This is a genomic window from Bombella dulcis (assembly GCF_026385505.1).
GTDB lineage: Bacteria > Pseudomonadota > Alphaproteobacteria > Acetobacterales > Acetobacteraceae > Bombella > Bombella dulcis.
The window spans coordinates 39670-52986 of sequence record NZ_JANIDV010000006.1; the positions used below are offsets into that span (position 1 = coordinate 39670).

A 13317-nucleotide genomic window follows, 5' to 3' on the forward strand; every position below is an offset into this window, starting at 1 on the left:
ATGCGTTTTGTGAAACAGGCCGGTCTGCTGGCAGGAGCTGGCATGATGCTGACGGGCGTGGCCGGACTGGCTCCAGCGCGGGCTGACGATGTTGACACCATCGTCAGGAAGCCCATGCCCGCTTCCAGCCTGCCCCGGATGCATGCTGATTACAGCATGTTCCATTTCGTGCCCCGGGGAGATGAGGTGACCGTGCAGCCCGAGCATGATCGTCTTCTCTTTCGCAAGAAGAGCGGTCAGCCGGATGGCTACGGTGAACGCCGTGGGGGAGCTATCGTCTATTATGATGCCAGTGGCAGGCCTGTCCGTATCCAGCGTCTGACTCAGGAAGAAATGGACCGGATGGATCAGTGAGGACCGGGCTGACCCGGTCTCCGGTCCGGGGATTCAGCGTTTCCATTTCCAGTAGCCATAGAGGCCAAGGCCGGTATAGCCGGCATAGAGCAGGGCCGTGATGGTGAGCGACCTGTTGATGAACAGGCCCGTATAGATCACGTCAATGGCCGACCAGAGCAGCCAGCTCACCCGGTAGCGGCGTGCCGTCCAGAGCTGGGCGAGCAGGCTGGCTCCGCTCAGGCCGCCATCCAGCAGGGGCGTGGGGTCATCACTCCACCTCCTGAGGGCCAGAACCCAGAAGACCGAAAGAATCAGGAAGAAGCCCGCTTCCAGCATGGCCCGACCGGCAGCCAGGGGGCGGGCCGGGAGTTCGTCTGCCGGAAGGGTGGGCAGGGACTCGGGCAGATGCAGTCCGGCCCGTTTCTCCCGTGCCCACAAGGCCCAGCCATAGAGGATGGCGATGCTGAACACTCCCTGCAGCACCGTGTCCGCATAGAGATGGGCCTGAAAGAACACCGTGCCATAAAAGAGCGTTGCCAGCAGGGAGATGGGCCAGCCGATCATGCGGCGTTGTGCCGTCAGCCAGACACCGGAGGCACTGAACAGGGCAGCGATCAGTTCCATGAGGTCAGGTCCCTTTCAGCAGGGTCAGCAGGGCCTGTCCCCGCCCCGTGTGGAACCATCGGGCATGGCCGATGAGATAATCCTGCCAGGAGATGTCCGCCGCCTCCCTGCTGCCGAGGATGTGGCTGTAATAGGCGACTTCCGAGAGGGCAAAGGTGACATGACAGAGTGGCAGCCAGCAGGCGGTGAGCTGTTTTTCAATGAAAGTGCGGGGACGCCGGGCATCATAGGCGTGCAGGAAGGTCAGAAGCTGCTCTTCATGCACGGCGGGTGCGCCTTCCGGGTCCAGCCAGCTGATGAAGCTGCGCTCTATGGCGACAGCGAGATCAAAGGCGGCACTGGTCAGGTCACACATGCCGAAATCGAAGGCACGACCCGCCGTGATGTCCTGTCCTTCCCTGTGCCAGAGCAGGTTGGCTCCATGCCAGTCCCCGTGCCCCCAGAGCGGGTGGTCATCCGGGAGCAGGGGGTGAAGGGCCTCGTGGAAAGGAGCCAGCAGGGGCAGAACATCCCGGCGCAGGGCAGTGAGCGGATAAGCCTCCGTCAGTCCTTCCTGTGCTGAGGCCCAGGGGATCAGGCCCTCTTCCAGATTCTCATGCAGCAGGGGATGGCGTGCAGAGATGAGCGGGGGATTGTGGCGTGGTGGTGCCCGGTAGCTTTCACTGGCTTGATGCAGCCGAGCCAGAAGCGTGCCGCTGGAGGCTGCCTGTGCCGTGCTGTGATAGGGCCGCCATGAGTCCAGTCCCCGGTAGGCGTCTTCCTCCATGTAGAGGGGAAAGGCCTCATATGTGTGGTCAGATGTGGCCAGAGCCGTCCGGCCATCCTGCATGGGCAGGGGAGCGGAGACGGGCAGGCCCTGCCCGGCCAGACGGCGGGCAAACAGATGTTCTTCTGTCAGTGTCTCAGCAGAGCGCAGGGCACGTCCATGCCGTTTGAGGAACAGCCGCCCGCCATCCTCCAGTGCCACGATGGCGGAGGCGGAGAAGGGACGGCGGCTGTGCCAGAGGATGGGATCACGGGCGGCAGGGCGGACACCCCAGCGGGGCAGCAGAGCGGCTATGTCATTCTCTGTCAGGGGAGGCCAGACACAGCCATTGTAACCGCTCTCCAGACCAAGGGGACGTGCCGACATGTTCAGAATCCGGCGGTCAGGCTGGCAAGGGCAGCGAAAGGGGCACCGATATAATAGCCTGGGGCGGATCCGCTGACCCGGCTCCCATGAAGGCCCGTGGTGTCATGGGCGTTCAGTGTGGTGGAATTGATGCCGGACAGGTAACGCTGGTTGCTGATGTTGCTCAGGTTCAGCCGTAACGTGGGCTGATGCAGGAAGCCGACAGTGCTGAAGCGGTAACCAAGGGTCAGGTCAGCCGTCATGATGGAAGGGATACGCTCGTCATTCATGAAGGTGGAATATTGATGGCTCATGTAATGCATGGTGATCATGCTGAAGAAGTGCCCGTCATCATAGCGCAGTCCTGCCCCGGCCTGAAAATGGGGGCTGCGGACGGCTGTCTTGCCTGCTGTGGGCAGGGTGTCGCTTCCGGCAGAGATGTCATTGTCGATGGTGGCATGGAGATATTCGAAGGACGCATAGGGGCTGATATGGTGCCAGGGGCGTGTGCCCAGCTCCACATCCACACCACGGGAGGTCTGCTTCCCGGCGTTGATGGTCGTGATGATGTTGGGGTTGTTTGCTTCCCCGGTCTGTATCTGCCGGTTGCGGAAATTGTAGTTGAAGAAGGTCAGGCTTGCCGTCAGCCAGTCCCCCGTGCGGCGGTAACCGAACTCCTCGGAGACTGAATATTCGTTTTTCAGGCGGTTGGTCCCGGCCTGGCTGATGGAACCGTTGGGCACGCCATTGGCATCCACACCGGCATAGCTGTTGTAATAGGTGGAAAGGGCCGGTGCCCGGAAATTGGTGTTCACGTTGAGGAAGAGCTGATCCTGCTTCGTGAAGTTCCAGCGCAGGCCGAAGCGGGGCAGGGGTTCCTGCCTGTTGCTGGAGATGTTGCGCTGCGGACCGGGTACATCATTGGTGCCCCAGCGGTGCAGCATGACCTCCTTGAAGCCGATATCCATGGCCAGTCTGTCATTCATCAGGGAGATATGGTCTCCGACATAGAGGGCGTTGGTCTGGGACATGGTGTGGAAGCCCCCGGCCAGATAGGGGTTGCCATCCGGCATGAGGATGCGGCTGCGCTTCTTGTCCGCCCAGATGTTGGTGGCAGAACCATCATTGCCGACCAGCGTGAAGGGCTGTGGCTCATTGTCATCTACATAGTCGTACCAGTAGCCCATGACGAAGTCATTCCATCTGTAATGGGCATGGAAGGCCATGTTCACGCCGGACCGGTAGCTGCGCTGGGTGTAATCGGCCCGGACAGTCTGGCTGTCTCCCACGGGCAGGGAGGAAACGGGCTGGGTGCCGTAATAATTCCCCGTGCTGGAGAGTGTAGAGCCATAGGGGAAGTTGCCGTAGGCTTTCTGGGCATAGGGGGTGATGTCGAAGGAGAAACGCTGACTGAAGCGTAAATGCACCGGCGCACCGACATAGAGCGTTTCTTCCGGGTCACGGGAGAGCCGCCAGTAATTCGTGCTATTTTCAGGGTCAAAATGCCGGGTCAGCCAGCCGCTGCGGATGCCGTCAGTTTTCCAGTCTTCAAGGGAGGAGAAGGGGTAATAGCTGGTATTGGCCCTGTTCCATGACCCCAGAATGCCGGCATGGCTTCCCTGCCCCCATTCCTTGAGAAGCCGGAAATCAATGTGCTGGCGTGTGTCATATCCGCCGCTCCGCCAGTTGTCCGCATGGGTGTTGGAGTAGGAGACGAACCCCCTCACGCCACTATGGCCGATTTCACCCGTTTCCAGCCGGATGAAACCCCGTCTGGTATTGAAGGAACCATAGGAGAAGGAGGCCAGGCCGCCGGGCCTGAGGGACGGGTCGAGAAAGGAGAGTTTCATCAGCCCGCCTGCGGCATTGAGGACCGGGTTGTCCAGATCGGCTGATCCCTGCTGGAGGCCGACCTTGCTGTAATTCTCCGTATCGGCGAACTGGTTGGGATACCCGCCATAGGAGGCAGCATCGTTAAGGGGCATCCCTTCCAGCACATAGCCCAGCGCATCGCCACTCAGGCCACGCACGCTGATGTTGGTGTTGGGTGAAATGCCGAACGGGTCGGATGTCGTGACGTTGGCACCCGGCAGGATGGACACGAGCTGGAAGGCCGAGGCCGTGGGGGCCTGTATGTCCATGTAGCTGCGCCCCACCTCGCTGATGGACTGCGTGCCATGCTGGGGACGGATCAGCCCGCCACCACGCTGGACGACCTCTGGCGTGGCGCGAGTGGTGAGGTATTCCACCTTTCTGGCCTGCACGGCATGAGGTGCCTGATGCCTGGGGGGATGATGGGGTGTGGCGGGCTTGTGAGCCTGTTTCTCGGAGGCTGCCAGTGCCCAGCCGGGGCTGCACAGAAGCAGGAAGAGGGGGGCCGTTTTTCGGCTGGAGAAAAATGAGCGCATGGAATCTTCGCCTTCGGGACACGATGGTGAAGGTTCGCTGTGCAGGCGTCAGTTCAGGGGGAATAACGGACAGACGTCCGCCCCGTGATGTTTTCCTGTCCCTTCGCCGGTACGAACCGGATCAGGTTCAAAGGGTTGAATGGTCTTACCCAGTCTCTCAGCCCTCCATGATGAAGGCACCCCTCGGAACAGGCTTCTCGTTAGCAGATGGAACGGTACCTGTCCATTTTCTTTCACGTTTCTTTCACGCGGGTCCGGAGGATTGGCTGGAGGGCAGGGATTCTCTTGTAAAAAACCCTCATTCTGCCAATATTAAATGCGAATACCTGTGCTGATTTCTTTACATGGAGGTTACATGCCCATTATTGCGCCGAGCCTGCTTGCCGCCGATTTTTCCAGTCTGCGTCATGAGATGGGCAGTGTGGCAGAGGCACCGTGGCTGCATCTTGATGTCATGGATGGGCATTTTGTTCCGAACATCTCTTTCGGCATGCCCGTCATCAAGGCGTTGCGGCCCCATAGCAGGGCACGGTTTGACGCCCACCTGATGATCGAACCGGCAGACCCCTATCTGGCCGCCATGGCAGAAGCGGGGGTGGATCATATCACCGTGCATGTGGAGGGGAATGCCCATCTGCACCGTACCCTTCAGAGCATCCATGCGCTGGGCTGCAAGGCGGGCGTGGCCATCTGCCCTGCCACCCCGCCGGAGGCCCTGTCCGAGGTCATGGATATGGTCGACATCATTCTGGTCATGACGGTCAATCCCGGTTTCGGGGGGCAGAAGTTCCTTCATGGCCAGCTGGCCAAGATACGCACCCTTGCCGGGATGATCCGCCAGACCGGGCGTGACATCGTGCTGGGTGTTGATGGTGGCATTGATGAAAAGACCACACCACTGGTGACGGAGGCCGGAGCGACCATGCTGGTGGCGGGTTCGGCCATTTTCGGCAAGGATGACCGCCGTGCGGCGATTGAAGGAATGCGGGCTGCGGCCCGTCCCGCCCTTCTGTCAGCTGCAGGGGAATGATGCTTGTTTAGCTCATGCAGGCGTTATTTCAGGCTGATGCTTGTCTCCCTGCCCCGGCGGCAGCATGGGGAGGCAAGCCCTGTCTGTCTGTATCAGGACAGGGAGGAGGGTGACGTGGATCAGGGCGCGCTGCTGATTGGCGGCGTGTTCCGGTTTGCCCAGAAGACCTACAGCCTGCCCCTGCGTGGTGTCTGGCAGAGCAATGACTGGCCGGAGGAAGTGCGTCGCTGGTTCTATGGGTTTGACTGGCTGAAAGACCTCCGGACATTCGGTACGAATGGTGCCCGTCTTCTGGCCCGGTCCATGGTGGCATCATGGGCGGACCGTCCGCCGACTGATCCTGTCGCCCGGGAAAGTGGCGTGATGGGGCGGCGGTTGTCCAACTGGCTGGGGCATTATGAATTCTGTCTCTCTACGGCCACTGAGGGAGCGCAGCAGCTCGTTCTGGATGCGGCAGTGCGGGAGGCCCGCCGCCTCTCGGCCATGCTGCCCCTGCCCCCCATAGGCTGGGAAGGGCTGGCCGTGCTGCGGGGGCTGCTGGCCGTCTATATGGCCGTGCCGCATTATGATGGCTTCTTCAAGCGGTTCGAGCAGCAGCTTCCACTGGAGCTGGAGCGGCTGCTGGGTGAAGATGGTATTGTGGCCGAACGCAGCCCGGAGGCACAGTATCGCTGCGTACAGCAGCTGACGGCCATTCAGGGCATGTTCACGACCCTGCAGTGGATGCCACCGGACTGTGTTCCTGTCATGCTGGGGCGGGCCTGTGCCGTGCTGCGGGCATTCTGTCATGGGGATGGGGGGCTGGCCCTGTTCAATGGTTCACAGGAGCGGGGAGAAAAAGACGTTCTGGAGCTTCTGGAGCAGGCGGAGCGGTACAAGGTCGTGGCCTCCAGTCTTGGCAGGGGGGGCTTTGCCCGCCTGACGGCAGGGCGTGCCCTGCTGCTGGTGGATGCGGCGGCTCCGGCCCCGCATGGGATGGACCGGACAGCCCATGCCGGAACGATGTCCTTTGAATTTTCCCATTACCGGCAGCGTCTGTTCGTCAACTGTGGAGCGGCGGAAGGCGGGGCATGGCAGCGTGCCCTGCGTCATTCGGCAGCGCATACGGTGCTGGTCGTGGATGGGGATTCATCTGCCGATTTCGGAGAGGATGGTCATGTGACCCGCCGCCCGTCGCAGGTATGGTGCAGGCAGGGGCGGCAGGGATACGTACAGGAACTCCACCTGTCCCATAATGGCTATTACCCGTCTTATGGGGCCATCTGGTACCGGTCACTTTATCTGGAGCCTTCTGGTGAAGAGCTGCGGGGCTGTGATGTCGTGGAGGGAGAGAGTGATGTTCCCTTCACGCTGCGTTTTCATGTCCATCCCGACGTGCGGGTGGAGCGGGAGGATGAAGAGATTCTCCTTCATGCACCGTCAGAGATATGGCGTTTCCGCCAGGTGGGAGGTGTCATCGCTCTAGAAGATGATTTCTACATGGGGCGGGGTGCCCCTGAACAGACCTCCCAGATCATCGTCAGGGCACTTCCCGGCCGTAATCTGGCCGTGGCAGAGGATGAAGCCGATTCAGAAAACAGGACCATGAAACCCCCCAGACGCCAGCAGCGGGTGGAATGGGTTCTGGAGCATGTGCCCCTGTAAGGGGGATTATTGGGATGTGTTTTTGCGGGAGATGGTCTGCTGATGGGGGGCATACTCGTACAGGTGGAGTGTGCCTTTCTGTATGAGATCGGCAGCCTGACTGACAAGCTCAACAGGCAGCAGGAACCATTCCTTCGGGTAGATCAGCTTTCCCATACGGTCACGGACATGCAGTATCGCCCGTGAGGGGGCGAAAAAGCGGTGCAGGCAGTCTTCCACCTTGCGGTAGGAGAGATTGACCAGCGTATGGGTGGCCACGATCTCCACGGGAGCCATGAGAAAGGTAGGGTCATTGCGGGCGTCGGCGACCCGGCGGCGCACATCGCCACTTGTGACGCCGATTTTATGAAGCCTCCTCCGCAGGTTACGGATGGCCGGAACCTCGGAGAGGGAACGGGCGACGTAAATGGTACCGGTGGCATTGGTGACGGTCTCGCTACCGGCAAGCGGTCCAAGGCCGATGCGGGAGATGAAGCGCGCCGTTTTATCTTCCGTCAGGGATTTGCGGAAGGACGACATGAGTGGATCGCTTTCCGTCCCATTGGAGAAAACGATGCGGAGCCGATGTTCCCGGTCGCCGTGGCGGTAGGTTTTCTCGTATTTCTCGGCGACATAGGCAATCAGACCATTGCGGATGAAGAAATCACCTTCTGCCGGTTCAAGAATCTGATTTTTCCGCACACGTTTTGCCTTGCGGATGCCGCTGGATATCTCCTGCTGTACGGCCTCGAACAGGGCCGCATAATCCTGAAAATTGGCACAAGGTGTGATGTTGGCCTGATGCTCCGGCACGGCCCGTTCTGCTGCGGGGCTGGAATGGCGGAGGCTGAAGATGCTGGTATCCATCTCCAGATCATCGTCATCACTGAAAATATCTTCCAGCGATTGGGGCGCATTCATAAACGCCTGATCATTCCGCCAGTCTGGCAGGGAAGATGATGGCCGGGTGGACCGGGCAAGCAGTCCCAGCCTGTCAGCCTCTTTCATGGCCGGGGAGGGAGCTGGAGCCGCACGGTACCATGCCGCAGCGAGGCACATTTCATCATGATCCTCAGCCTGGGCATCTGGCAGTCTGTCATGGTCTTCGTAAAAACGGCTTACCTGCTCCAAGAGGTCCAGCCCTGTCCTGCGGGTGCTCTGCCCGTGCTGCATGGATGAGGCACTATCCGGAAGCAGGCCGAGTTCATCATCTTCAGCGAAAATATCATCCAGCGTGAGACGTTTCATCGGGTCAGTCCTGTTGCTGCTGGCGGCGTGCCTTGGCCCTGGCGAGGTGGAGACGGGCAAGAGCCAGCCGCTGCTCCAGCTCATCGGGTGAGTGGGCATCGGGCAGGCGGCCCTCCTGCTCACGGAAGGCCTTGATGCGGGGCCAGAGGGCAATGGCCTCATCATCCGTCATGCCGTAACGCTGGGCGGCAAAGGCGGTCTTGATCTGCGCCAGCAGGGGCGCATCCATATCCCGGGAGATGACTTTAAATCGCTCCTGGAAGCAGTTGACGCTGTCGATCAGCTCAATATCGAGTTCTTTCACGTTGATGAGCCGCTGGACGAGGCTGAGCAGGGTATTGGGCGCACTTGCAGGCCGTTCTTCCTTTGTGGAGGAGGCTTCTGATGTTTCAGATGAAGAAGGCCCGTTTTCATGGGGCTGTGCCGGCGAGGTATCGTCTTCTGGGAGGCTCTTCTGAGCCAGTGCAGGAAGGTTGATGCGGGCGGAAAGCTGCTGCCGGACAGATTCTGTCTCATCTTCTGTCAGGTCAGGATAACGCTGCGTGATGATGCCGGTCAGCACGGGCTGGTTGATGACTTCCGGGGCCGTGCCGGGGTTCAGGGCACGGCTGGACATGTGCTGATGGGTGGTGGCGACAAGGTCGTTCATGTCCCGTTCGCAGATGTCACGGGCACGCTGGGTTGGGGGTTCATCAAGATTGTGGATGCCAATGGTGACATGCCCCTGCGCATCCGTGCTGACAGGGGCACGGATGTCACCATCCTCCCGCCTGTAAAACTTGAAATTGGGTGCCAGAACCTGCTCCATCAGCAGGGAGCCGGAAATGGCCTTGAGCATGTCATTCACGGCATCCTGTACGGTCTGTGTTTCCACTCCCGGCTCGGCGACCAGATTGGTGAAGACAGCCCGTGCCTTGCCTGGGGCGTCTCGTGTGGCACGGCCGATGATCTGGACGATCTCCGTGAGGGAGGAGCGGTAGCCTATGGTCAGGGCATGTTCGCACCAGACCCAGTCAAATCCTTCCTTGGCCATGCCGAGAGCGATGATGATGTCCACCTTGGCCCGGTCGGCTTCGTCATCCCGTTTGCCATCCGGTCCGGTGATGGTTCTGGCAAGGCTGGTTTTTATGCGGTCCCGGTCGGGGCCGTCATCCACAAGGTCAGCCAGCCTGATAAGCTGGCCATCAGGCCGGCGGATGATGTCGAAGCCGGTTTCCGGGTCTCGCCTTTCAACCGTGCCGATGAGGTCGATGATCTGCCCGACTTCATCATATTTGTCACCAAAGGCCTCGGATGATCCACGATGCGGAATATGGATGATGGTCTTACGTGTGGGGTCCAGAACATCCTTCAGCCCGTTGATGTAGGTGCCTTTATAGAACTCGTAGGAGATGCCCAGTTTCTTGAGGAACTCATAGCCTTCCAGCTGCTCGTAATAGCTGTAGGTGATGGGGGTGAAGCGGCTTTCATCTTCCGGGCGGAGAACGGGAATGGAATCCCCCCGGAAGTAACTGCCCGTCATTGCCATGAGGTGGCAGCGGTCCCGGCTCAGCAGTTCCCGCAGGATGAAGCCGAGGCGGTTGTTATCTCCCGCTGAGACATGATGAAACTCATCCACGGCGATGAAGCAGGAATCAAAACGCTCCACATCCTTCTGTGCGATGACGGCATCATACCCGAAGCGGAAGGTGGCATGGGTGCAGACCAGCACCTGCGCCGTGTCATCTTTCAGGAAGTCCTGAAAAGCCCGTACCTTGCGGGGGGAGCTTTCATCACTGTCGAGGCAGAGATTCCAGCGGTCTTCCACCACCCAGTCACATTCAAAGCCGGGAAGGGCGGTGCTGCTGAAGGAGCCACCAATGGAGGTCTCCGGCACGCAGATGATGGTTTTTTCCACATGCTGATGGCGCATCTTGTCCAGCGCAACGAACATGAGGGCACGGCTTTTCCCGGCGGCAGGTGGGGCTTTGAGAAGAATATGCTGGGCCTGCCGGACCTTATAGACACGCTCCTGCATGGGGCGCATCCCCTGTGCGTTGGTGCCTGCCCTGCTGTGGCCATAGGTCATGGTGAGCATGTGTGCCATCGGGTCAGCCCTCCTGCTTTTTCATTGTGGAGCGTTTTTTGCGGACGGTCTGTTTCTTCCGGTTCTGCTCTACACGGGCAGCATAGCGGCGGAAGAGATGCTCAAGCCGCTGTGTGTCGTTGGCGAAAGCCTGCCCTTTATTATAAAGCCCTTCCAGCAGGGCATCATTGGCCTGGTGGGCCGCCTGGAGGTCGGCGGGCATTTTGTTCGGGTCATACAGTTCGGCCATATTTTTGTCGAAGTAGGACGCCCTCACTTTCATGATCTCCCGCCCGGACTGCTTCAGGACCTCTTTGTCTGCCTCCGTGAGGACGGGCACGGGGAAGGTGTGCCAGCCGAGCGTGTTGGAGTAGCGGAAGTCTGTTTTCAGTTTGCCGCAGACTGAGGCCGCCCATGCCAGATGGAGGCGGGAAATCAGCAGGGCAAAGCACCATTCCGGGGCGTCATAGAGGACGAAGTTGAGGTTGGAGGAAATTGTGTCAGATTTAACCCGGATGGCCGGAAGATAGGGACGGCGTTCCGAGCTGACACTGGGGACGAGGTAGGCGTGGTTTTGTGGGGCGTCATGCTCCCTGAACTGCCAAGGTCGGTCCAGCAGTTTCTGGTTGTTGCGGGCGTCTTTCATGGCAAGACGGGCTGCATATGTAGCCTTTATGCGTTCGGCAATGGGCGGAATCTGCCTTGCCTGTTTCAGCTCTGCATCATCAATCCAGAGGCAATAACGCTCAAGATCATTGATGGCCTCTCTGGAGCCCATGAACCGCCGAATGAAGGGCTCAGCTTGTGGGGCCTGTTGCAGGAGCTGGATTTTTTCTTCTGGTGAGAGGATGAGATGGCCGTTATCGGTAGGTTTGTTACCGTAAGTCATCTCAGGTAGCCCGAAGATGCTTTTGCTGGCCTTTTCAATGTACACATTCGGAGCATCCAGCAGATAGGCATTGATGTTTTGCGCCTGATGCTCCGTCTCCCCGGTGAAGAGTCGTTTTAGTAGTGTTGTGGTCTTGGTTTCCGGACGGTTTCTCAACCCGACAATGATGCAGACAACAGCGGCATTATGACTGGCATTGTTGCGCCATTTGAAGGAAGTATGGGCAAAGCTGATCTCCAGCTCCTTCCTCAGCAGGTCGGGCCAGAGGGCATTGACGGCCTGCCCCTGACAGAGCGAATTGGTGGAAACCAGAGCGGCCTCTGCCTGCCGTCCCTGAATATAGCGGGCCGCTTTGAAGAACCATGCCGCCACATAATCCAGCCCCCGATAGTTTTTCACGGCACCGGAGAAAGTGATGGCCATGTCGGCTTTCTGCTCAGCATTCTGGTAGTTCGAACCCAGAAAAGGCGGATTGCCGATGATGTACACCAGTGTATCACCTCCCGGTGGTGGGCAGACTGCCTCCCAGTCAAGCCGCAGCGCATTGCCGCAGACAATATGGGCAGCTTCCCGTAGCGGCAGGGGGGCGATGGCCCGGCCAAAACGTTCGGCAAAGAGGGCATTGGCCTGATATTCCGCAATGAACAGTGCCAGTTTGGCCGTCTCTGCGGCAAAGTCCGCACATTCGATGCCGTGAAAATTGGCAATCGGGATGATGGAAAACAGCTCCATCGTGTCATTGCCGTTCAGCGTGGCCAGCCGTTGCAGGATGGTCATTTCCAGCTCCCGGAGCTGGCGGTAGGCAACGACAAGAAAGTTTCCGGAGCCGCAGGCGGGGTCAAAAATATGGATATGACCGAGTTTGCTGCGGAGCTTCCGTAGGGCAGCAGCTCTGTCCCACTCCTTCTGGATATCGCTGCGTAGACCATCCAGGAAAAGGGGATCGATGACTTTGCGGATATTGGGGACGGATGTGTAATGCATTCCCAGTTCGGCCCGGATGCCCGTATCCGCCACGGACTGGATCATGGAGCCGAAAATGTCGGGGTTGATGTCCTTCCAGTCCAGCTGGCAGGCATCCTTCAGGTAGCGGAAGGCCGTGACATCAAAGGTCGGTATGGCAATTTCGCCCGCAAACAGCCCGCCATTGACGTATTCCAGAGGGGCCGTCCAGTCCGGCAGGTGGCTGCGTCCGTCCTTCGGCAGGTTCATGGCTTCAAACCCGGCCTGAAGGACCGTATGCAGGGCTTCACCTTCTTTCCCGCCATAATCCAGCACGAGGCGGGTGAACTGGTCCTTGGGGAAGATGCCGACATCTTCGGAGAACAGGCAGAAGATCAGCCGCATCATGAACTGGTTCATGATGTGCGTATGGCTGGGATTCTTCCATTCCGGGTTGTGCCGGATGAGGGCGTCATAGAGCCTGGCCAGCTTGCCCGTGGCCTGCACGTCAACGGGGTTTTCTTCCACGGCCCGGTAACGCTCCTTACCCGCAGCGGGGAGGAAGAAGCCGAAATGTCTGGCCATTTCATCCAGCCGGCAATGAAGGCTTTCCCCGCTGGCAGGGTGGAAAGCGGCCAGCATGATGCCGTCTGTCGTTAGGAGAATGGCCGGTTTGGCCTGTTTATTGCGGGGAGAGGCCTTCAGCTGGTCCAGAACGGAATCAACTGTCATTTCCGCCGTCGGGTCTGCTGGAGCAAAATGGAACCGGCGGTTCAGCAGAACACCATCAGGCAGGTCGGAACGATTGGTTCCTCCCTTGCGTAACCGGTCCACGTTCGCTCTGGCGGCATCCGTGGCGAGCGCAAAATCATAGGGAAATGCACTGGCATCGTAGGGCTGAGAGGCGAGGTCCGAGAGAGCATCATAGATTTCAGTCGGATTCACGCCATCAACCCTTTATTAAGAATAAGGGGGAAAGCGAATCACATACGGCCAGTTTTGTCCAGATGCGTTACTGCACGCCACACAGTCAGGGAGGGG

The 13317-nt window shown here is 59.3% G+C and carries 9 protein-coding genes and 1 riboswitch; of the genes, 3 read left to right on the forward strand and 6 right to left on the reverse strand.

Features of this window, described 5'->3' with window-relative positions; translation table 11 throughout:
• Positions 1 to 354 carry a hypothetical protein gene (locus NQF87_RS08150; RefSeq protein ID WP_266127914.1) on the forward strand — a complete coding sequence of 118 codons (354 nt, stop codon included), beginning with the start codon at positions 1 to 3 and terminating at the stop codon, positions 352 to 354.
• Between the two features lie 33 nt (positions 355 to 387).
• On the opposite strand, the gene pnuC is transcribed toward NQF87_RS08150, so the two are convergent.
• The 3 genes from pnuC to NQF87_RS08165 are packed head-to-tail and all read right to left on the reverse strand — an operon-like array spanning position 388 to position 4479.
• Positions 388 to 960: a nicotinamide riboside transporter PnuC gene (pnuC, locus tag NQF87_RS08155; RefSeq protein WP_266127915.1), complete on the reverse strand. Its 573-nt coding sequence runs from the start codon at positions 958 to 960 to the stop codon at positions 388 to 390.
• Positions 961 to 964: 4 nt separating this feature from the next.
• Positions 965 to 2092 (reverse strand): phosphotransferase enzyme family protein, encoded by a 1128-nt coding sequence (locus NQF87_RS08160; RefSeq protein WP_266127916.1) that lies wholly within the window; start codon positions 2090 to 2092, stop codon positions 965 to 967.
• A 2-nt stretch (positions 2093 to 2094) separates the two neighbouring features.
• On the reverse strand, positions 2095 to 4479 hold the full coding sequence (locus NQF87_RS08165) for a TonB-dependent receptor (RefSeq protein ID WP_266127917.1): 2385 nt from the start codon (positions 4477 to 4479) through the stop codon (positions 2095 to 2097).
• Between the two features lie 81 nt (positions 4480 to 4560).
• A riboswitch (TPP riboswitch) is annotated at positions 4561 to 4673 on the reverse strand.
• A gap of 161 nt (positions 4674 to 4834) precedes the next feature.
• On the opposite strand from NQF87_RS08165, the gene rpe reads away from it, so the two are divergent.
• The gene (rpe, locus tag NQF87_RS08170; protein WP_266127918.1) at positions 4835 to 5509 is read left to right on the forward strand and encodes a ribulose-phosphate 3-epimerase; all 675 of its coding nucleotides are present in this window, start codon (positions 4835 to 4837) and stop codon (positions 5507 to 5509) included.
• 3 nt (positions 5510 to 5512) lie between these two features.
• Positions 5513 to 7153 (forward strand): heparinase II/III family protein, encoded by a 1641-nt coding sequence (locus NQF87_RS08175; protein ID WP_266127919.1) that lies wholly within the window; start codon positions 5513 to 5515, stop codon positions 7151 to 7153.
• A gap of 6 nt (positions 7154 to 7159) precedes the next feature.
• Here NQF87_RS08175 and NQF87_RS08180 read toward each other — a convergent pair whose 3' ends face one another.
• From NQF87_RS08180 to NQF87_RS08190, 3 genes are read right to left on the reverse strand one after another with little or no spacing between them, the layout of a single operon-like run.
• The gene (locus tag NQF87_RS08180; RefSeq protein WP_266127920.1) at positions 7160 to 8380 is read right to left on the reverse strand and encodes a GIY-YIG nuclease family protein; all 1221 of its coding nucleotides are present in this window, start codon (positions 8378 to 8380) and stop codon (positions 7160 to 7162) included.
• 4 nt (positions 8381 to 8384) lie between these two features.
• On the reverse strand, positions 8385 to 10466 hold the full coding sequence (locus NQF87_RS08185; protein ID WP_266127921.1) for a DEAD/DEAH box helicase: 2082 nt from the start codon (positions 10464 to 10466) through the stop codon (positions 8385 to 8387).
• A gap of 4 nt (positions 10467 to 10470) precedes the next feature.
• Positions 10471 to 13221: a class I SAM-dependent DNA methyltransferase gene (locus tag NQF87_RS08190; RefSeq protein ID WP_266127922.1), complete on the reverse strand. Its 2751-nt coding sequence runs from the start codon at positions 13219 to 13221 to the stop codon at positions 10471 to 10473.
• Between the last annotated feature and the right edge of the window lie 96 nt (positions 13222 to 13317).